Annotated in this window: 15 protein-coding genes and 2 pseudogenes; 7 read left to right on the top strand and 10 right to left on the bottom strand. The window is 71.1% G+C overall.

Translation table 11 applies throughout. The features are described from left to right. The first annotated feature begins 20 nt into the window (after positions 1 to 20). Both AB8998_RS27825 and AB8998_RS27820 read left to right on the top strand, forming a co-directional pair. Positions 21 to 665: a hypothetical protein gene (locus tag AB8998_RS27825; RefSeq protein ID WP_369741121.1), complete on the top strand. Its 645-nt coding sequence runs from the start codon at positions 21 to 23 to the stop codon at positions 663 to 665. Next, a pseudogene (locus AB8998_RS27820) lies at positions 662 to 1,349 on the top strand (hypothetical protein). The gene AB8998_RS27825 and the pseudogene AB8998_RS27820 overlap by 4 nt, the downstream one beginning before the upstream one ends. A 4-nt stretch (positions 1,350 to 1,353) precedes the next feature. Here AB8998_RS27820 and AB8998_RS27815 read toward each other — a convergent pair. Together AB8998_RS27815 and AB8998_RS27810 are read right to left on the bottom strand one after the other, a co-directional pair. Next, positions 1,354 to 1,878: an XRE family transcriptional regulator gene (locus tag AB8998_RS27815; protein ID WP_369741120.1), complete on the bottom strand. Its 525-nt coding sequence runs from the start codon at positions 1,876 to 1,878 to the stop codon at positions 1,354 to 1,356. Continuing rightward, on the bottom strand, positions 1,875 to 4,880 hold the full coding sequence (locus AB8998_RS27810) for an MMPL family transporter (protein ID WP_369741119.1): 3,006 nt from the start codon (positions 4,878 to 4,880) through the stop codon (positions 1,875 to 1,877). Before AB8998_RS27810 ends, AB8998_RS27815 begins: the two co-directional genes overlap by 4 nt. A 342-nt stretch (positions 4,881 to 5,222) precedes the next feature. Here AB8998_RS27810 and AB8998_RS27805 point away from each other — a divergent pair, with 342 nt between their 5' ends. Beyond that, positions 5,223 to 5,747, top strand: coding sequence for a hemophore (locus AB8998_RS27805; RefSeq protein ID WP_369741118.1), 525 nt, complete (start codon positions 5,223 to 5,225; stop codon positions 5,745 to 5,747). 31 nt (positions 5,748 to 5,778) lie between these two features. Here AB8998_RS27805 and AB8998_RS27800 read toward each other — a convergent pair whose 3' ends face one another. Next, positions 5,779 to 6,954 carry a lysylphosphatidylglycerol synthase transmembrane domain-containing protein gene (locus tag AB8998_RS27800; RefSeq protein ID WP_369741117.1) on the bottom strand — a complete coding sequence of 392 codons (1,176 nt, stop codon included), beginning with the start codon at positions 6,952 to 6,954 and terminating at the stop codon, positions 5,779 to 5,781. A 127-nt stretch (positions 6,955 to 7,081) separates the two neighbouring features. Between AB8998_RS27800 and AB8998_RS27795 the strand changes: the two are divergent. Continuing rightward, positions 7,082 to 8,234: pseudogene (locus tag AB8998_RS27795) on the top strand (AI-2E family transporter). A gap of 18 nt (positions 8,235 to 8,252) precedes the next feature. Here the strand turns inward: AB8998_RS27795 and mmpL3 are convergent. The 3 genes from mmpL3 to trmB are packed head-to-tail and all read right to left on the bottom strand — an operon-like array spanning position 8,253 to position 12,656. Further along, a complete protein-coding gene (mmpL3, locus tag AB8998_RS27790) occupies positions 8,253 to 11,084 on the bottom strand; it encodes a trehalose monomycolate exporter MmpL3 (protein WP_369741116.1) in 2,832 nt (943 codons plus the stop codon). Positions 11,085 to 11,133: 49 nt separating this feature from the next. Then, positions 11,134 to 11,847, bottom strand: a complete 714-nt coding sequence (locus tag AB8998_RS27785) for an NYN domain-containing protein (protein ID WP_369741115.1) — start codon at positions 11,845 to 11,847, stop codon at positions 11,134 to 11,136. Then, positions 11,844 to 12,656 (bottom strand): tRNA (guanosine(46)-N7)-methyltransferase TrmB, encoded by an 813-nt coding sequence (gene trmB / locus AB8998_RS27780; RefSeq protein ID WP_369741114.1) that lies wholly within the window; start codon positions 12,654 to 12,656, stop codon positions 11,844 to 11,846. The genes AB8998_RS27785 and trmB overlap by 4 nt, the downstream gene beginning before the upstream one ends. A 231-nt stretch (positions 12,657 to 12,887) precedes the next feature. On the opposite strand from trmB, the gene AB8998_RS27775 reads away from it, so the two are divergent. From AB8998_RS27775 to AB8998_RS27765, 3 genes are all read left to right on the top strand, one after another. Beyond that, complete coding sequence (locus AB8998_RS27775; protein ID WP_369741113.1) at positions 12,888 to 13,997, top strand: hypothetical protein; 1,110 nt, start codon at positions 12,888 to 12,890, stop codon at positions 13,995 to 13,997. Beyond that, the gene (locus AB8998_RS27770) at positions 13,994 to 15,547 is read left to right on the top strand and encodes a hypothetical protein (protein ID WP_369741112.1); all 1,554 of its coding nucleotides are present in this window, start codon (positions 13,994 to 13,996) and stop codon (positions 15,545 to 15,547) included. Before AB8998_RS27775 ends, AB8998_RS27770 begins: the two co-directional genes overlap by 4 nt. 172 nt (positions 15,548 to 15,719) lie before the next feature. After that, on the top strand, positions 15,720 to 17,549 hold the full coding sequence (locus tag AB8998_RS27765; protein WP_369741111.1) for a phosphoenolpyruvate carboxykinase (GTP): 1,830 nt from the start codon (positions 15,720 to 15,722) through the stop codon (positions 17,547 to 17,549). A gap of 10 nt (positions 17,550 to 17,559) precedes the next feature. Here AB8998_RS27765 and AB8998_RS27760 read toward each other — a convergent pair whose 3' ends face one another. The 4 genes from AB8998_RS27760 to AB8998_RS27745 form a co-directional block, all read right to left on the bottom strand. After that, complete coding sequence (locus AB8998_RS27760) at positions 17,560 to 17,700, bottom strand: hypothetical protein (protein ID WP_369741110.1); 141 nt, start codon at positions 17,698 to 17,700, stop codon at positions 17,560 to 17,562. 160 nt (positions 17,701 to 17,860) lie between these two features. Next, the gene (locus AB8998_RS27755; protein ID WP_369741109.1) at positions 17,861 to 18,193 is read right to left on the bottom strand and encodes a helix-turn-helix domain-containing protein; all 333 of its coding nucleotides are present in this window, start codon (positions 18,191 to 18,193) and stop codon (positions 17,861 to 17,863) included. 239 nt (positions 18,194 to 18,432) lie between these two features. Further along, complete coding sequence (locus AB8998_RS27750; RefSeq protein WP_369741108.1) at positions 18,433 to 18,738, bottom strand: hypothetical protein; 306 nt, start codon at positions 18,736 to 18,738, stop codon at positions 18,433 to 18,435. 26 nt (positions 18,739 to 18,764) lie between these two features. Then, complete coding sequence (locus AB8998_RS27745; RefSeq protein WP_369741107.1) at positions 18,765 to 19,124, bottom strand: AAA family ATPase; 360 nt, start codon at positions 19,122 to 19,124, stop codon at positions 18,765 to 18,767. Positions 19,125 to 19,195: the final 71 nt, after the last annotated feature.

The following is a 19,195-nucleotide window of genomic DNA, read 5'->3' as shown; positions in this document are numbered from 1 at the left end:
GGGGGTGCGACGATCGGGCCATGTCCGACGGCGAGCAAACCGAGTCACCGGCCCGCGAAGGGGCCGACGACTCCGCCCCGCCGGACACCGCGCCCGCCGACGACCGGATCTTCTCCCATTACGGCGTCGCCTCGGCTGTTCTGGGCGCGCTGTCGGTGGCCGCCGTCGTGCTCGGTGCCCTCGTCTGGTCCGGCCACCGCGACGCGGTCGCCGAGCGCACCTACCTGACCCGCGTCATGCAGACCGCCGCCGACTGGTCGGGCGTGCTGATCAACATGAACAGCGGCAACATCGACGCCAGCCTGCAGCGGCTGCACGACGGGACCGTCGGGGAGCTCAACGCCGACTTCGACGCGGCCGTGCAGCCCTACCGGCAGGTGGTGGCCAAGCTACAGTCGCGCAGCAGCGGCCGCATCGAGGCGGTGGCGATCGACACGCTGCACCGCGACCTGGACACCCGGCCCGGCGCCGAGAGGCCCCCTAGATCCACCGTCACCACCAAGTTGCCGGCGTTTGCCAGCCGCACGGACTCGGTGCTGCTGGTCGCGACGTCGGTCAGCGAGAACGCCGGCGCCAAGCCGCAGACGGTGCACTGGAACCTGCGGCTCGACGTCTCCGACGTGGACGGCAAGCTGATGATCTCCAAGCTGGAATCGATCCGATGAGGAACGTCTGGCGGCTGCTGGCCTTCGACGTCGTGGCCCCGCTGGCCGCGATCGCCGCGCTGCTGGCGGTCGGGGTGGTGCTCGCCTGGCCGCTGTGGTGGGTGGCGGCGTGCTCGGCGCTGGTGCTGCTGATCGTGGAGGGGGTGGGCGTCAACTTCTGGCTGCTGCGCCGCGACTCGGTCAGCGTCGGCACCGACGACGAGGCGCCGGGGCTGCGGCTGGCCGTGGTCTTCCTGTGCACGGCCGCCCTGGCGGCGGCGGTGCTGACCGGCTACACGCACTGGACCCGGGCCGACCGCGCCTTCGACCGGGACTCGCGCGAGGTGGTGCAGATCGCCACGAGGATGGCCGAGGCGATGGCGTCGTTCACCCCGGGCGCCGACGAGTTCCATCGACAAGGCCGCGGCGCTGACGGTGCCGGAACGGTCGGGGGCGTTCAAGGAGCAGTACACCAAGTCCAGCGCCGAACTCGCCCGCCAGAACGTCACGGCGCAGGCCACCGCGCTGGCGGCCGGGGTTGAGGCCATCGGCCCCGCGGTGGCCAGCGTGGCGGTGATCCTGCGGGTGACCCAGAGCGCGCCCGGCCAGCCGCCCGGCCGCGCGGCGCCGGCGTTGCGGGTGGGGCTGGTCAAGCGCGGCAGCGCGTGGCTGGTGTCCGACGTGGTGCCGGTGAACTCCCGCTGAGCGATCAGTTGGATTCCGCGGCGCGCGCGGACTTGACCTTGACGAACCGGTCCGACAACCGGCGCATCCGGATCATCAGCGAGGCCGACGGGCTGGCGCCGCCGGCGAGGTAGGTGGCCAGGTCTTCGGGGTCCACCCCGATGCGGGAGGCGAACTCGTGTTCGGCCAGGCCGGACCGGTCGATCAGCACCCGCACATGGCGGGCCACCTCGGCGCGTTCGTTGGCGTCCAGATGGGCGCGGGCCCGTTCCAGCACCTCACACAGGGCCCGAGAGATGCCCGTGATGGCTGTGACGCCGTATGGCCGGGCGCCGTCCAGGACTTCCTCGAACTGGCGGGCCGTGCGCCCGTACGGGTCGCGTTTCAGGGCGGCCGCAATGCGCTTCCAGGTCGCGATGTCCCCGCCCTGCAGCGCCGAGCGGATGGCGGCGGTCGACCAGAATTCGACGGGCTGGTCGGGATCGGGCAGAATTTCGCCGCCGGACCGCGGCGACGGCGACGCGGGGCGTCGGTCGGATGCCAACGTCACCTCGCCTCCTCCAGCATCGCCACGGCCACCGACAGGCAGCGGTGTCTCACCTCGTCCCAGTCCGCCTTGGCGTCCGGTCCGGACCACTGCTCTTCGGTGAAATCGCAAGGATGTGGGTCTGCGAGCCGACGGACCAACTGGGTGGCGATCCATTCCCGCCCCGATGACCCACAACAGTAGTACTTGTCCATTGTGCCCAGAACGAGAGCGGCGGTTTCAGGTTCCACCGTGCCGACCATATCCGCGAATTCGGCGTAGTCGCGGCTGGTGTTACGGCACATGATCAGGTAGCCCTTGAGGCGCAGCGCCTCGGCGCCGGTCGGGACCAACAGGCGGTCCCCGGTGGGCAGCTGGACGTTGGCGGTCTCCACCGGGCTGCGCCGCTCGAACCGCGACTCCTCGCTGACGTCCCCGCTGGTCTGCAGCGCATCGAGGGCCACCGACAGCCGGCCCCGCCACAGCGTGACCGGGTGCACCGGACGGCCGTTTCCGGTGATCGCGCGGGCGATGCCGTTGCGGGCGGCGCGGCCCCCGGCCGGTTTGGCGGCGGGGTTCGCCTCGCCGTTGCCGGCGCGGCCCGCCGCGACCAGCTCCCGTTGCTCGCCGAGGTCGACCCGGTGCGGGATCTGGCCCGGACCCAGTCCCCGCCCGCCGGCGGCTTTCGCGCCGTTGCGGGCACAGCCGGTGAACGCCAGGGGGTCGGCCACGCAGATCGCGTCGGGAGCCAGGTGCTTGAGCTTCGCGGCCGACTTGAGCACCACCCGCAGGTCGGCGCTGGGGGCGACCAGGGCGGAGATGTCGTCGGGGATGACCACGACGTCGCCGAGGTCGACCTCGGGCAGCGGCCGGTCGAAGTCGACCGACGGCAGGACCCGCGACAGCCAGGGCGGGATCCACCAGTTCCACTGCGCGAACATCGCCATCAGCGCCGGCACCAGGACCAGCCGCACCACGGTGGCGTCCACCGCGATCGCGACCGCGCAGGCCACGCCGATCTCGGCGACTAGGGGCATGCCGGCGAACGCGAACCCGATGAACACCGCGATCATGATCAGGGCGGCGCTGGTGATCGTGCGGGCGCTGGTGCTTACGCCGCACGCTACGGCGTCGCGGGTGTTCCCGGTGTGCAGGAACCGTTCCCGGATGCGGGTGAGCAGAAAGATCTCGTAGTCCATCGACAGCCCGAAGGTCATCGCGAGCACCAGCGGGGGCACGGTGCTGTCGATCGAGTCGATCCGGGGAAACCCCAGGTCGGACAGCCAGCCCCACTGGAACACCATCACCAGGCTGCCGTAGGCGGCCGCCACCGACAGCAGCGTCATCACCACGCCCTTGAGCGCCAGGAACACCGAGTGGATGGACAGCAGCAGCATCGCGAACGCGATGAGGGCGACGACGAGCAGCACCAGCGGCTCGGTCTGCGACACCCGGTCGTCGAAGTCCTTGATCAGCGCGGTCGGCCCGCCGACGTCGACGCGGGCCGTTCCCGCGCCGGGGACCTTGGGCAGCTGCGCGCGCAGCCAGCCGACGGTCTGCCGGGCGCTCAGGTCGTCGGGGTCGACCGAGAGCACCGCGGACAGCAGGGCGCTGCCGTTGTCGTCGGCGAACTGCGGGGGCGAGACCGAGGTGACGTCGGGAGCCTGCGCCATCCGCTGCCGGATCGCGCCGAGCAGCTGGCTGTGCTCGGGTGCGGACGCCCCGCCGTCGGGGAAGGTGACGAGCACCTGGATCGGGCCCAGCGTGCCGGGGCCGAGCGCCTGGGCCGCCGCGGCCACGCCGGCGCGGATCTCGTGCGAGGAGTCGAACTGGCGCAGCAGGCTGTTGCCCAGCACCATCGACGAGACGGGTACCGCCATGACCAGCAGCAGGGCTGAGGCGGCCAGCGCCGAGATCCACGGGCGGTGCATCACCCCGCCGATCCAGCGGTTCCAGAACCGGGACTGGGTGCAGTCCGGCTGGCGCGACCAGCGCAGCAGCGCCGACCGCCGCGCCGCCGCGCGGCCGAACGTCGCCAGCACCGCCGGTGTCAGGGTGGTCGAGGTCAGCATCGCCACCGCCACGGCCAGGATCGCCCCGGTGGCCATCGACTTCAGCGCCGGGGTGTTGATCAGGTAGATGGCGGTCATGGAGGCGATGACGGTCAGCCCGGACAACACCACGGCCAGCCCGGAGGTGGCCATCGCGGCGTCGACGGCCTCGCGGGGCTGCCGGCCGGAGCGCAGTTCCTCGCGGAAGCGCATCAGGATGAACAGCGAATAGTCGACGGCCAGCGCGATGCCGAACATCGACACCGTCGGCGCCGCGAACACCGACATGGTCGTGTAGTCGGACAGCAGGTAGACCAACCCCATGGTGACCACGACGGTGCAGATACCCAGGGCGAGCGGGATCGCGGCGGCCGCCAGGGACCCGAACACCGCCAGCAGGACGATCAGGATGATCGGCAGGTTCCAGCGTTCGGCGGCCGCGATGTCGTGCTTGGTGTTGGCCGCCGCCGCGGCGCTGAGCGCGCCCTGGCCGATGACGTAGAGCCGCACCCGGCCGTTGGCGGTGTGACCCGGGTGATCGCCCTGGACGCCGATCCTGGTGCGCAGCTGTTTGGCGACGTCGCTGGTGCCGGAGTTGTGGGCGTCCAGCCGCAGCGACAACACGTAGGGCCGGTCGGGTTGCGGCGGCCGCTGCCGCGGACTGGGTGCCTCGGCCACGCCGGGGAACTGCCCGACGATCCCGCGCAGCTCCGCGACCGCGTCGCTCATGTCCTGGTAGGTGGCGTCCGGGCGGGGTGCGGCCACCAGCGCCAGCGACGACGCCCCCAGGTCGCGGTACTGATCCTGCAGCTGGTCGTGGACCAGCAGCGACTGGGAGCCGGCCACCTCGAAACCACCGCCGGTGAGGTTGCCCGACTGCGTCAACGCCAGGTAGATCGCCGGTACCAGCGCCAGCAGCCAGCCCGCGAACACGACCCAGCGGTATCTGCGCAGGCTGCGGCTGACGCGCATCATGTACTGCTGGATGTTGGGCTCCCCGGTCTTCTCACGCGACGCGTGCAGGCGAGGATACCGCAGCCGCCTGTGTAGGCGTTCGGCTTATTCGCATCCTGAGCTGCGGCAACACCGATGTTGCCAAGACGCGGCCAAGTCGTTGCACATCGGTGACCTCAGCCGTCGCGGGGGATATCGATCACATGCGTTGGCAGCCGCACCGCCGGGCTGGCAGGATGGCCGATGGCCGCGCGAGGGGTTGGGGAACTCTGCGAGAAAAGGGCCGTTGACCGCAGTCGATCCGACGGCGTGCCAACCGGGGGAAATCCGGTCGCGCCGTCGCAAGCTTGGAGGATTTCTTCGATGACCACAGGCCCCGCGACCGTGCGCCGCAGACTGCGCAGCTTCTCGCTCGGAACGCTCGCCGCGTTGGTGCCGGGCGCCGTCGCCGCGGTGGCGGTGGCGGCCGGGCCGCCCGCGAGTGGGGCCAAGGACCCGTGCTCGGCCAGCGAGGTCGCCCGCACGGCCGGTTCGGTCGTCAAGTCGATGGGCGACTACCTGGACTCGCACCCCGAGACCAACCAGACGATGACCGCGTTGCTGCAGGAGCAGCCCGGGCCGCAGTCCCTCGGGTCGCTGAAGACCTATTTCGAGGCCAACCCCAAGGTCGCCGCCGACATGCAGAAGATCTCCGACCCGCTGACCGGGTTGTCGCTGCAGTGCAAGGTGCCGATCAGCATCCCGCAGGCCATGGGCATGATGCAGCAGATGCAGGGCGCCGGCGCGCTGCCGGTCGGTGGGACGGGCGCCCCGCCCGCGGCGACCGGACCAGCGCCGGTGGCCGCCAACCCGCTGTCGGGCCCGTCGCGCAACAACACCGTCGGCTAGCGGTGTCGGTGACACCGCCCGAGGACGCGCGTCAGCCCCCGGTCTCCGGTTCGTGCTCGGGCGGCGGCAGGGGACCCTGCAGGGCCGTTTCGGTCGGGTCTGCCGACTCCCGATCCGGCATGGGTGAGCGCGCGGCCAGGGCGTCGTCGTAGTCCGGGACGGCGGAGTCATCGGCGTTCTCGGTGCGGAACACGAAGAAGAACACCACCCAGCCGACGGCGGCGATCAGCAACCAGCTGATCAGCCGGTAGATCAGCATGGCCGAGATGGCGCTGGGCAGTGACATGCCACTGGAGACCAGGCCCGGCACCAGCACCGCCTCGACGACCAACAGCCCGCCGGGCATCAGCGGTATCGTGCCGACCGCGCGGGCGGCTGCGTAGGCGACCGTCAACCCGGCGACCGACGCGTGGTCGCCGGCCGCGTAGGCCGCGAAGCCCAGGCAGGCGACGTCGGCGATCCAGTTGAACAGCGACCAGCTGAACGCCACGGCCAGGTCGCGCCGGCCCAGGCTCACCGACTCCAGCTGCATCAGCGTCTCGCGCCACTTGTCCAGGCCGGTGTCGGCGGGCCGGCCGCGCACCGAGTTGACCCACGACAACACCCGGCAACCGATGCCGTCGATCAGCTCCGGGCGCGAGGCCACCGCCTGGGCCAGCAGCAGCAGCGCGACGAAGCCGCCCAGGGTGAACAGCAGCGAGAACGGGTTGTTCTTGGCGCCCAGGAAGAACGCCCCGCCCAGGCCCAGCAGCGCCAGACCCACCGCCTGCAGCACCCCGGACATCACCAGCTGCCACGACGCGACCACCGTCGAGGCGCCCCAGATCCGCTGCTGGCGCAGCAGGAACGTGGCCGAGAGCACCGGCCCGCCGGGCAGGGTGGTGCTCAGCGAGTTGGCGGCGTAGAAGGCGGCCTCCGACCGCAGCTGTTTGACGTGGACCCCGGCGGACTTCAGCAGGGTTCGCTGGATCTGGGCAAAGCTGTGCATCGACGCGGCGGCCGCCGCCACCGCCGCCAGCAGCCACCACCAGTTGGCCTCGTAGACGCTCACCCAACCCTTGGTCAGCTGGTCCCAGCCGAGCGAGACCTCGACGGCGAGCACGATCCCGACGATGCCGAGAATGACCCACCGCAGCCACCAGTACTTGCCGCGCGAGGTCTCCTCGCGCGACACGTCGAGCTTGCGGGCGGGTGCGTCGTGAGACACGTGCTTTAGGGTAACGGTGCAGGTGGCGCGGCAGTCGGGACGCGGCTCCGGCCGTGTCGCCGTCGTAACCGGATCGTGCCGGCGTTCGAGACCCGGGGGCGGCCGCGGCGATGACTAGGCTGGCGCAATGTCGGGAAACGTCGACAAACCCTCTGATGCGGCCTCCGTCGAGCCCCTGGTCCGCAAAACCGCGGCCTGGGCGTGGCGTTTGCTGGTCATCTTTGCCGCGCTGGTCGCACTGGCCTGGCTTCTCAAGAAACTCGAGATCATCGTCGTACCGGTGTTGTTGGCGCTGATGCTGAGCGCCCTGCTGGTGCCGGCGGTCGACTGGATGGACCGCCGCGGCCTGCCCCGCAGCGGGGCGGTGGCGCTGGTCCTGCTCGGCGGGCTCGCGAGCCTGGGCGGCATCCTGGCCTTCGTCGTCACCCAGTTCATCGACGGCCTGCCCGGCCTGACCGACCAGGTCACCCAGAGCATCGACTCCACCCGCAGGTGGCTCATCCAGGGGCCGCCGCACCTGAGCGGCGACCAGATCGACAGCGCGGGCAACGCCGCGATCGAGGCCCTGCGCAACAATCAGGCGAAACTGCCAGCGGCGCGCTGTCCACCGCCGCCACCATCACCGAGCTGGTCACGGCCGCGGTGCTGGTCCTGTTCACCCTGATCTTCTTCCTCTACGGCGGGCGCAACATCTGGCAGTACGTCGCCAAGATCATCCCCGCCCACTCCCGCGACCGGGTGCTCGCGGCTGGCCACGCGGGGTACGGCTCTTTGATCGGGTACGTGCGGGCCACGTTCCTGGTGGCGCTGACCGACGCCGCCGGCGTCGGCACCGGCCTGGCGATCATGGGGATACCGCTGGCCCTGCCCCTGGCCTCGCTGGTGTTCCTGGGCGCCTTCATCCCACTGGTCGGTGCTGTGATCGCCGGTTTCCTGGCCGTGATGGTCGCGCTGCTGGCCAAGGGGTTCGTCTACGCGCTCATCACGCTGGGCCTGCTGGTGGTGGTGAACCAGATCGAAGCCCATCTGCTGCAGCCGCTGGTGATGGGGCGCGCGGTCTCCATCCACCCGCTCGGGGTGGTGCTGGCATCTCCACCGGCGGTGTGCTCGCCGGGATCGTCGGCGCCCTGCTGGCCGTGCCGTCGGTCGCCTTCCTCAACAACGCGCTGCAGGTGCTGCTAGCCCGCGATCCCGACGCCGAAGTCAGGAAGCAGACCGGCGACGCCGAGGACGTCGGGGTCATCGTCCGGGCGGAACCCGACCAGCCCGCGGACGCCTGAGACTGAGCGCCGCCGGACCTACAGCCGGCCCTCGCGGCGCAGCAGGTCCTGAGCGCTGAGCGCGCCGCCGATGCGACGGCGCTGGCGCGCCTTGTCGGTGTCGTCCTGCTGTCCGGGTTCCTGCCCGCGGGCGTTGAGCTTCTCCGTGGCGGTCTCGGAGTCGTCGGCCTCCGAGCGCATGACCGGCATGGCCTTGGTGGGGTCCGCGGGATCGCCCGCCTCGGCCTTGTTGGCCGCGTCCTCGGCCGGGACCGGAATGGCCCGGGTCTGACCGGCGGACGGCGGCGGCGCCGGAGGTGAGGGGGGCCGCGCGGGGGCGGGCTGGCCCGGGCCGCGGGAGTCGGCGGGCCGTTCCCGGCCGGGCGGTTTCTGGTTTCCGGTCGCGGCGCTCGCGCTCCGGTCCGGCGCGTCGGCCCGGGTGGGTCCCGACGGGCTGCCGGACGGGCGGGGCCGCGCCGGCTCGGGCGCGCCCGGATGCGTGGGGTCGTGCGGTGTCCGCGGGGCGGCGGCGACCAGCGCGCCCGCCGAGACGGGGGGCCGCGCGGGCCGGCCGTTGATCGTGGGCCGCTTGCGCTCGTCGGGCAGGTCGATCTCGCCCAGGCCGATGCGGTTCTGCAGCCGCCGAGCCCAGCGGGGCGCCCACCAGCAGTCGTCGCCGAGCAGCTTCATCACCGATGGCACGAGGAACATCCGCACCACGGTCGCGTCCAGCAGCAGCGCCGCCATCAGCCCGAAGGCCAGGTACTTCATCATCACCAGGTCGGAGAACACGAACGACCCGGCGACCACGGCGAGCACCAGCGCGGCGGCGGTGATGATCCGCCCGGTGGTGGCGGTGCCGATCCGGATGGCCTCCGCCGTGGACATGCCGCGTTCCCGCGCCTCGACCATCCGCGACACCAGGAACACCTCGTAGTCGGTGGCCAGGCCATAGCCCACCGCCACGACGAGGGCGATCACCGGCGCGGTCAGCGGGGTGGCGGTGAAGTTGAGCCACTTCGAGAAGTGCCCGTCGACGAAGATCCACGTCAGGATGCCCATGGTGGACCCCAGCGTCAGGGCGCTCATCACCGCAGCCTTGACCGGCAGCACGAACGACCCGAACGCCAGGAACATCAACAGCATGGTCGCGGTCAGCAGCACGACGAGCATGAGCGGCATCTGGGCGAACAGGCTGTGGATCGAGTCCTGTTCGAGGGCCGGCGTGCCACCGACCCATATCTCGAGCCCCTTGGGCGGGGCGATCGCGCGCAGCTCGCTCAGCTTCTTCGGGGCATCACCGGGGTTGATCAGCCCGTTCTGCAGCACCCGGACCGACGGGTCCTTCGACGCTCCCGGTGCGTAGCTGCGCTCCTGCCACATCTTCGACGGATCGTTGTCCGGGTCGATGAAGCCGCTGATAGACATCGCCCGGTTGCGGACGTCGGCGATCTGGGCGTCGGTGACGGGCTGGTGGTTGGTCGTCTGGATCACCAGTGTCAACGGATTGGTGCGGTAGCCGGGGAAGAGCTTGTCGAAATGCTCCTGCGCCAGGCGCACCGAGTTGTCGGGCGGCAGGTACTTCTCGCTCATGCCGCCCAGCTTCAGGTTGCCTAGCGGGATGACCAGCAGGATCATGCCGACGACGATCGGGATGGCGAACACCAGCGGCCGCTTCATCACCCAGTTGACCAGCTTGCCCCAGAAGCCGGCCTCGACCTCTTCGCGGGTCTTCGTCTTCTGCAGGCGGTCGGCGAGCCAGTTGAGGTAGGCGCGCGAGACCTTCCAGTTGCGCAGGAAGGGCACGCGGAACAGCGTCCGCACGCCAAGGGCGTCGACGTGCTTACCCAGGATGCCCAGGCAGGCGGGCAGCAGCGAGATCGACAGCAGGGCGGCCAGCCCCACCGCGGCGATCAGCGCGTAGGTCAGCGACTTCACGAAGCCCTGCGGCAGCATCAACAGGCTCGCGCCCGACGCGATGATCAGCACCGCCGAGAACGCGATGGTGCGCCCGGCCGTCATCACGGTGCGCCGCACCGCCGCCTCGGTGTCGTAGCCCTCGGCGATCTCCTCCCGGAACCGGCTCACCACGAACAGGCCGTAGTCCACCGCGATACCCAGCCCGATCAGCGAGACCACCGGCTGGGCGAAGAAGTGCACCGGCCCGAAGACCGCGAGCAGCCGCAGGATGCCCAGGCCGCCCGCGATGCTCAACCCGCCGACCATCACCGGCAGGCAGGCGGCGATCACGCCGCCGAACACCAGGAACAGGACCACCGCCACCAGCGGCAGCGCCAGCACCTCCATCCGGCGCTGGTCGGTCGCGATGGTCCCGGTCAGCGCGTTGGCCACCGGTTCGAGCCCGGCCAGCTGCACCGTGCCGCCGTCCAGCTTCTGCAGGGCCGGGGCGACGTCCTTGTAGTTGTTCAGGATGGTGTCGTCGTCATCGCCCTTGAGCGGTATGGAGACGAACGTGTACTTCTTGTCGTCGGTGGCCATGCCCTTGACCACGGGGTTGGTGGTGTCGGGGGCGCGGAGGTAGCCGGCCCAGCCCAGCACCTCCTTGGAGTGGTCCTTCTGGAACTTGTTGAGCTCGTCGGTGATCTTCTTCGACCAGGCCGGATCGTTGACGGTCTTGCCGTTGGGGGCCTTGAAGATGGCGACGATGTGGCCGCTGCGGTCCCGTCCGTAGACGTTGTCGCCCAGGATCGAGGCCTTCACTGACTGGCTGCCGTCGTCGTAGAAACCGCTCTGCGTGACGTGCTTGCCCAGGCTTATGCCGAACACGCCACCGATCAGGCACAGAGCTACCGTGACCCCGATAACGATGTACCGGTAGCGGTACACAGTTCGACCCCACCAGGCGAACACGCAAGCTCCTTACTGGATCGTTACCGACCCGCGCATAGGTTTCCCAGTGTCACACACGGGTGGTCAACAGCGCTGACAGCGGCCGGAACGGCTGCAGCCACGCCCCCTGATCTGGCAGCGAATCCAAACCGATCCGCGGCAACGGTTCCCTGAAGACACCGGCGATGTCCTCCAGGTCGACGAAATCCAAGGTATCCGACGCTAGCGCCCAACTCGCGTGTTCGCGAAATCCGAGCACCTGCACCGGCACCCCGGTGTGGGCGATCTGCTCGAGCGGCTCCCGGAACGCCTGACCGTCGGCCGAGGCCACGACCAGCGCCGCGAGCCCCTCTCGGCGCCGCTGTTCGATGTGGGCGAGCATGTCCCGGTCGACGTCGCTGTCCTCATCGATCTTCGGTTTGGCGAAGACCGCGAACCCCACGTTACGCAGGGCGTCCACCCAGGGCCGGACCACCTCGGCACTGCCCGGGGCGATGTTGGTGAAGACGGTCGCCTCGGGTTCGACGACGACCCCGGGACTCTCGGCGCTGACCTCGGCCGTCCGGGCCAGCAGCCAGCGCCCCAGTGCGTCGAAACGCGGACGCTCCAGCGCGGTCGGCCGCCGGCCCAGGATGGAACCCAAACCCATGTCGAGGTTGGGTGCGTCCCACACCAGTAGGACCCGCCCGCCCGACGGCGAGAAGCCCGACAGGCCGGAACCGGCCGCGTCGGCCGGGGATTCCAGGGATTCCGGCGTCGCTGTGGCCTCTTCCGCCAGGCTCATGCTCGCCTCGTCCAGATCAACTCGGTCACGGCGCTGCCCGCCTCGTGCGCCTTGGTCTCGTACTTGGTGGTGGGGCGGGCGACCGAGATAGGCAACTCGGTGCCGGGCTCGACCCGGCGCAGTCGCGGTTCGCCCATCCCGGCCTCGGCGATGTGCTGGGCGTAACCCGGGTGGTCCGTCGCCGCGTGCAGGACACCACCGGGGAGTAGCCGGTCCGCGATCATGCCAATCGTGACCGGCTGCAGGAAGCGGCGCTTGTGGTGGCGCGCCTTCGGCCATGGATCCGGGAAGAAGACGCGGACCCCGCTCAGCGAGCCCGGGGCGATCAGGCGCTGCAGCATGTCGATCCCGTTGCCGCGGATCAGCCGGATGTTGCCGACCTGTTCCCGGTCGATCGCGCAGAGCAGCTGGGCCAGGCCCCGCCGGTAGACCTCGACCGCGATCACGTCGACGTCGGGCTCCGCCTGTGCCATGGCCAGCGTCGACGACCCGCTGCCGCAACCGATCTCGAGCACCACCGGTGCGGCGCGGCCGAACCAGGCACGGGTGTCCAGCGGCTCGCCGCCCGGGACCTCCTGCTCACCCAGCGACAGACCGAGCTGCGGCCACCGGCGGTCCCAGGTGTCGCGCTGGGCCCCGGACAGCGCGGAACGCCGCGAGCGGAACGCCGTGGCCGGCAGGCGACGCTGTTCGTGACCGGCCCCGGACGGGCCCGGGGCGGGCAGCATGCCCTGCGCCCCCGCATCCACCGGTGTGTCGGGCCGTACCCCCACGCCGGGTTGCGAATGCATTTGTTCATCGTGGCCCATAAACGCCCCTGAATGCGCGATGTGGCCGCCCCTGGTCCGGATTGATACCCAACGGTTGCCTTCGGCTGGTAACAGATGAACGGTGGCTCGCATCTCTTTAGTCCAGGTGCCACCATTCGGTGGTACCGCCCGGCGACGACGCGGGCCGTGCCCGGCAAACGCACCGGCCTCGGAAACGAGGCTACAGCCGGGTGCACCGGGGCGGGCGGGCCGGACGGACGGGGGCAGGGCATGAACGGGCAGGGTCACCGGATGTTCGTCGACGAGCTGACGCGATTCGCCGCCGGGCACGCCGACCCCCGGGTGACGGCGATCGCCGAGCGCACCGCCGAACCGCTGCGCGTGGTGGTCCGCGGGCGCCGGGGGGCGGGACGCAGCACCGTGGCGCGCGCCCTGCAAGCGGCGGGGGAGCGGGCCGCCACCGGGCCGGCGACGTTCTCGGAGACACCGGCGGCGCGCCCGGTGGGCTCCGGTGCCGAACTGATCGTCCACGTGGTCGCCGAGGTGATCAAACCCGAGGACGCCGACGCGATCGCGGCCGCCCGGCAGCCGGTGCTGGCGGTGCTGAGCAAGGCCGACCTGGTCGGCTCGCTGTCGGGCCGCACCGGTGACGGGCCGACGGCGGCGGCGCGCGCCCGGTGCGCCGATCTCGCGGCACTCGCCGGGGTGCCCGTCGAGCCGATGATCGGGTTGCTCGCCGTTGCCGCGCTCGACGGTCTCGACGACGGCCTGTGGGCCGCGCTGCGGGTGCTGGCCGACGGGCCCGGCCACGCCGACCTCTTCGATCAGTCCTGCGACGGGTTCCTCGCGGCGGACGTCGCGGTGCCCGCCGACGTCCGGCTGCGCCTGCTGGACGCGCTGGGCCTGTTCGGCGCCGCCCTCGCGGTGGCCGCGCTGCGCCAGGGCAGGACGGAGGCGCAGATCCGGGTTCTGCTGCGCCGGATGAGCCGCGTCGATGCCGTCCTGGGCGGGCTGTCGGCCGTCGGCGCCGAGGTGCGCTACCGGCGGGTCCTCGATGCCGTCGCCGAACTGGAGGCCCTCGCCGTCGGCGACGAGCGGATCAGCGGCTTCCTCACCCGCGACAACACGGTGGTGGCCAGGATGGCCGCAGCGGTCGACGTCGCGGAGGCGGCCGGGCTCGAGGTCGGCCCCGTCTCCGCCGAGGGCGCCGACGCCGACGCGGCCGCACACCTACCGCGGGCCGTGCGGTGGCAGCGCTACAGCCTGGGCCCCGTCAGCGACCTGCACCGCGCCTGCGGCGCGGACATCGCCCGCGGGTCGCTGCGGCTGTGGTCACGGGCCTGCGGCTCGCTGCCCGAGCAGTCGGGAAAGGCGTGGTGAGCGGCGACGCGCCCGACAGCGACGATCCGGTCGCCGGGGTCGACGCCCGCGTCGGGGCGGCGGCGCCCCAGCTGGGTCCGCCCACCCTCACCCGCCGCGACGTGGTGCTGGTCACCGGACCCTGGCTGGCCGGCGTGACCGCGGTCGCCGACGCGCTGCGCGAGCGGCTGCCGCAGCACAAGTTCGTCGAGTCGACGGACCTCGGTCCCGGTGACGCGCCGACGGCGGTGGTGTTCGTCGTGTCGGCGGCGGCCCCATTGACCCCGTCCGACTGCGCGCTGCTCGACGCCGCGGCCGCCGGCACCGACGTGGTGGTGGGGGTCGTGTCGAAGATCGATGTGCAGCACGGCTGGCGCGACGTGCTCGAGACCGACCGCGAGACGCTGGCCGCGCACGCGCCCCGCTACGCCGCGGTGCCGTGGGTGGGCGCGGCCGCGCTGCCCGACCTCGGCGAGCCCCGGATGGACGAGGTGGTCGAGTGCGTGAGCGCCCGGATCGCCGATCCCGACCTGGCTCGGCGCAACCGGTTGCGGGCGTGGGAGGCGCGGCTGCGGCGCGCCGCGCAACGCTTCGATCGCGACGCCGACGGGCCCGGCCGCCGGGCCCGCGTCGATGCGCTGCGGGACGAGCGCGGCGCCGCGTTGCGGCAGCGGCGCCAGACGAGATCCGAGCGGACCATCACGCTGCGCGGTCAGATGCAGCAGGCGCGGGTCCAGTTGTCCCACTTCGCGCGCAACCGCTGCGCGTCGGTGCGGACCGAGTTGCAGGAGGACGCCGCGAGGCTGTCGCGGCGGGACATGCCCGGCTTCGAGGCTCGGGCGCGCGGGCGGGCCGACGAGGTGGTCGCCGAGGTCAGCGAGGGCACCGCCGCCCACCTGGCGGACGTGGCCCAGGTGGTGGGCCTGCCCCTGGATCTCCCGGGCCTCGAGCTGGACCCGGGGGAGCTGCCGTCGGTCGCCGCCGCCGCCCCGCCCCTCAGGTCGCGGCGGCAGGAGACCTGGCTGATGACGCTGCTGGGCGCCGGATTCGGGTTGGGCGTGGCGCTGACGCTGAGCCGGACGGTGTCCGGCCTGGCCCCGCGGCTAGCTCCCGGACTTCAGATCGCCGGTGCGGTGGTCTGCGTGGCGGTCGGGCTGGCCGTCACGTTCCTGGTGGTCTACCTGCGCGGCCTGCTGCACGACCGCGCGCTGCTGGACCGCTGGGCGGGCGAGCTGACGTCGTCGCTGCGCTCCGTTGCGGAGGAGTTGGTCGCGACCCGGGTGTTGACCGCCGAGTGGGCGCTGAGCACCGCCCTGGTCGTCCGTGACGAGGCCGAGAACGCGCAGGTCGGCGAGCGGGTCAGCGCCATCGACTCCGAGCTGCGCGAGCACGCCGTCGCGGCGGCGCGGGCCGCCGCGACGCGGGACAGGGAGATGCCGGCGCTGGATGCTGCACTCGAAATCGTGCGTGAGGAATTGGGCGAACCGGGTATGCGCCCGCCTGAGTGCCCGGCCGAGGGTGCCGATGCCAGCGAACCGCCGCCTAGGAGCGCGAATGACCGTGATTGCTGACTTTTGGCCCTGGTTTCTGAATCGTTGTAGTGAGCAGGCTTATACCCGCCCGAGCCCTACTCGACAAGTTGCTCACGATAACCTGTAGTTAACGCCACCATGTCAATCGTTGTGTGGGCGTGGCTATAAGTACAGACGCCCGTAAGCACGCAGGAGAATCCAGGAGAGTTCGATGACCTCAGCGACCATTCCCGGTCTGGATAACGCGCCGACGAAGCACCAGGGTCTGCTGTCATGGGTCCAGGAGGTCGCCGAGCTCACGCAGCCCGACCGGGTGGCGTTCGCCGACGGTTCCGACGAGGAGTGGCAGCGCCTGTGCGAGCAGTTGGTGGCGGCGGGCACGTTCAGGCGGGTGAACCCGAAGAACTTCCCCAATTCGTTCGTGGCGCAGTCGGATCCCTCCGACGTGGCGCGGGTGGAGTCCCGGACCTTCATCTGCTCGGAGCGCGAGGAGGACGCGGGGCCGACCAACAACTGGAAAGACCCCGCCGAGATGCGGTCGACCCTGACCGACTTGTACCGCGGCTGCATGCGCGGCCGCACCATGTGGGTGGTGCCGTTCTGCATGGGCCCGCTGGGCGCCGAGGACCCCAAGCTGGGCGTGGAGATCACCGACTCCGAATACGTCGTTGTCTCCATGAAGGTGATGACCCGCATGGGCAAGGCCGCGCTGGAGAAGATCGGCGACGACGGATTCTTCGTCAAGGCGCTGCACTCCGTCGGCGCGCCGCTGGAACCGGGCCAGAAGGACGTGCCCTGGCCGTGCAACGACACCAAGTACATCACCCACTTCCCGGAGACCCGGGAGATCTGGAGCTACGGCTCGGGCTACGGCGGTAACGCGCTGCTGGGCAAGAAATGCTACGCGCTGCGCATCGCCTCGGTCATGGCCCGCGACGAGGGCTGGCTGGCCGAGCACATGCTGATCCTCAAGCTGATCTCCCCGGAGAACAAGGCCTACTACATTGCGGCGGCGTTCCCGTCGGCGTGCGGCAAGACCAACCTGGCCATGCTGCAGCCCACCATCGAGGGCTGGCGCGCCGAGACCCTGGGCGACGACATCGCCTGGATGCGGTTCGGCAAGGACGGCCGGCTCTATGCCGTCAACCCCGAGGCCGGGTTCTTCGGCGTGGCGCCGGGCACCAACTGGAAGTCCAACCCCAACGCCATGCGGACCATCGCGGCCGGCAACACGGTGTTCACCAACGTCGCGCTCGACGACGACGGCGACGTGTGGTGGGAGGACCTGGAGGGCGAGCCGCAGCACCTGATCGACTGGAAGGGCAACGACTGGTACTTCCGCGAGACCGAAACCACGGCGGCGCACCCGAACTCGCGCTACTGCACCCCCATGTCGCAGTGCCCGATCTTGGCGCCGGAGTGGGACGACCCGCAGGGTGTGCCGATCTCCGCGATCCTGTTCGGCGCCCGCCGCAAGACGACGGTCCCGCTGGTGACGCAGGCCCGCGACTGGCAGCACGGGGTGTTCATGGGGGCCACCATGGGCTCCGAGCGCACCGCCGCCGCCGAGGGCAAGGTGGGCGACGTGCGGCGCGACCCGATGGCGATGCTGCCGTTCATGGGCTACCACGTCGGTGACTACATGCAGCACTGGATCGACGTGGGCAAGAACTCCGACGAGTCCAAGCTGCCGAAGGTGTTCTTCGTCAACTGGTTCCGCCGCGGCGAGGGCGGCAAGTTCCTGTGGCCCGGGTTCGGGGAGAACAGCCGGGTGCTCAAGTGGGTCATCGACCGCATCGAGCACACGGCCGGTGGCCAGGACACCGCGATCGGCACGGTGCCGTCGGTCGAGGACATCGACATGGACGGCCTCGACGCCAGTGCCGAGGATGTGGCGGCGGCGCTGGCCGTCCGGCCCGCCGAATGGCGCGAGGAGCTGTCGCTGATCAAGGAGTGGTTCGAGTTCATCGGCGACAAGCTGCCCACCGGCGTCAAGGACGAGTTCGAGGCGCTCAAGCAGCGGCTGGCCGAGGCCGGGTAACCGCTCGCGGTCAGGAGCTGCGCCGTCGACGGCTCTCGATCGGCTTCACCGTTGCCGGGGTGGGCGGTGTTTCGGGGTTCCTGAGCGCGGGATGCACGCCGCCGAATTTCTTGCTCAGCCGGTCGCGCTTGCGGCCGATCAGATCGATCACCTCGGCGGTCGCCGACTCGTCCCCTCGATCGTGACTGCGGTTGTGCACCGGATTTCTTCGGGCGTTCGGCCGCCGTGGCGGCGGCTGTGCTGCCACGCTATGGCGGGGATCGCGGGCGCACATCCGTAGCCGGGTACGCGATCTCGAACGCCGTCAGGGCTTAGCGGTCGGCGGCCCCGAGCTTGGTGCAGGCGTGCAGGATGTGGCCCTCGACGGTTCGCGTCGAGACCACCAGCCGCTCTGCGATTTCGCGGGTGCTCAGCCCCGCGACCAGCAGGTTGGCGATCTCGCGTTCCCGGGCGCTGAGCGGCAGCGGCCGGGTGGCCGCGGTCAGCGCCGGCGTGTGCATGCCGCCGCAGGCCAGGGCGATGCGCGCGGCGTGCGCGGCCGCCTCGGTGGCCCGGCGGCGATCGCCGTGCGCGCGGAACATCTCGGCCGCCTGCGCGGCGGCCTCGGCCCGCCCGAGCCCGCAATAAGCCTGAGCCAGAGACATTCTCGGCACGCGCCATCAGGCGGCCGATTCGGTGGTCAGCGCCGCGACCGTCTGTTCCAGGCGCGCCGCGGCCGCGGCGAAGTTCCCGCGCGCGAGGTCGACCGTGCCGGCCGACATGGTGACCAGCCCCCAGCGCAGCTACTGGTGGGTCGAGAAGATCTGGCCGCCGTCGCCCGCGGGTGCCTCGGCGGCGTCGAATTCCCCGGCCAGGACCAGGGCCCAGGTCTCGGCGTAGGCCATCAGGTGGCGCAACACGCCGTCGACCCGGTTCTCGATCTGGCGGCCCCGCTCGGCCAGGGCCGCGACATGGTCGCCGCGCCCCAGGAAGGGCGAGGACGCTCACCGTGGCGCGCCCGCGCAGCTGCCAGATGCCGCGCACCCGGCGCAGTGTGCCGGCCTCCACGGCCCACCCGCCCGACCAGCTCGATGGACTGCTTCTTGTCGAACGGCCGCAGGTCCAGGCGCCGCAGATAGCGGTCCTTCCACAGCGAGGTGATCGCGTCGGGCACCGGCTCGTCGGCCCTGACGTTGGCCACCAGCGGCACGGACCGCTCCAGCGCGAGTTGATGCACTAGCCTGTGGCCGACGGGTCGTCGAGCAGGTGCGCGTCGTCGACGCCGAGCACCGTGCCGGGATCGGCGGTCAGCGCGTCGCGGGCCGCCGCGAGGAACGCCGTCGGGTCGCGGGTGGTCCCCGCCCCGACGAGGTAGGTGAACGAGCCCAGCGGGATGCCGCGCGACGACGCCGTTGCGGCCACCCAGCGCACCCGGTTGGGCAGCGACCCGGCGACGTCGCGGGCCAGGGTGGTCTTCCCGACGCCGGCCTGCCCGACCACCACGACGCCGGCGGTGGGGCCCCGCCCTGTCAGGGCGGCGCGGACCGCCGCGAACTCCGGCTCGCGGCGCACCAGCGGCCAATCGTCGGCGCCCACCAGAGCAAGTTAGCGCCAGCAGAGGTAAAAGCCCCACCTTTCCGGTGCAGAAAGGGGGCTTTTACGTCTGG

Source organism: Mycobacterium sp. HUMS_12744610 (genome assembly GCF_041206865.1).
Taxonomy (GTDB): domain Bacteria; phylum Actinomycetota; class Actinomycetes; order Mycobacteriales; family Mycobacteriaceae; genus Mycobacterium; species Mycobacterium servetii.
The sequence above is the reverse complement of the archived record's forward strand: the minus strand, read 5'-3'. Positions and strand labels throughout refer to the sequence as shown.

Coding starts and splice junctions, on each gene's coding strand:
- AB8998_RS27825 (WP_369741121.1), top strand. CDS start 21: ATGTCCGACGGCGAGCAAACCGAGTCACCGGCCCGCGAAGGGGCCGAC.
- AB8998_RS27810 (WP_369741119.1), bottom strand. CDS start 4,880: ATGATGCGCGTCAGCCGCAGCCTGCGCAGATACCGCTGGGTCGTGTTC.
- AB8998_RS27805 (WP_369741118.1), top strand. CDS start 5,223: ATGACCACAGGCCCCGCGACCGTGCGCCGCAGACTGCGCAGCTTCTCG.
- AB8998_RS27785 (WP_369741115.1), bottom strand. CDS start 11,847: ATGAGCCTGGCGGAAGAGGCCACAGCGACGCCGGAATCCCTGGAATCC.
- trmB (WP_369741114.1), bottom strand. CDS start 12,656: ATGGGCCACGATGAACAAATGCATTCGCAACCCGGCGTGGGGGTACGG.
- AB8998_RS27775 (WP_369741113.1), top strand. CDS start 12,888: ATGAACGGGCAGGGTCACCGGATGTTCGTCGACGAGCTGACGCGATTC.
- AB8998_RS27765 (WP_369741111.1), top strand. CDS start 15,720: ATGACCTCAGCGACCATTCCCGGTCTGGATAACGCGCCGACGAAGCAC.
- AB8998_RS27755 (WP_369741109.1), bottom strand. CDS start 18,193: ATGTCTCTGGCTCAGGCTTATTGCGGGCTCGGGCGGGCCGAGGCCGCC.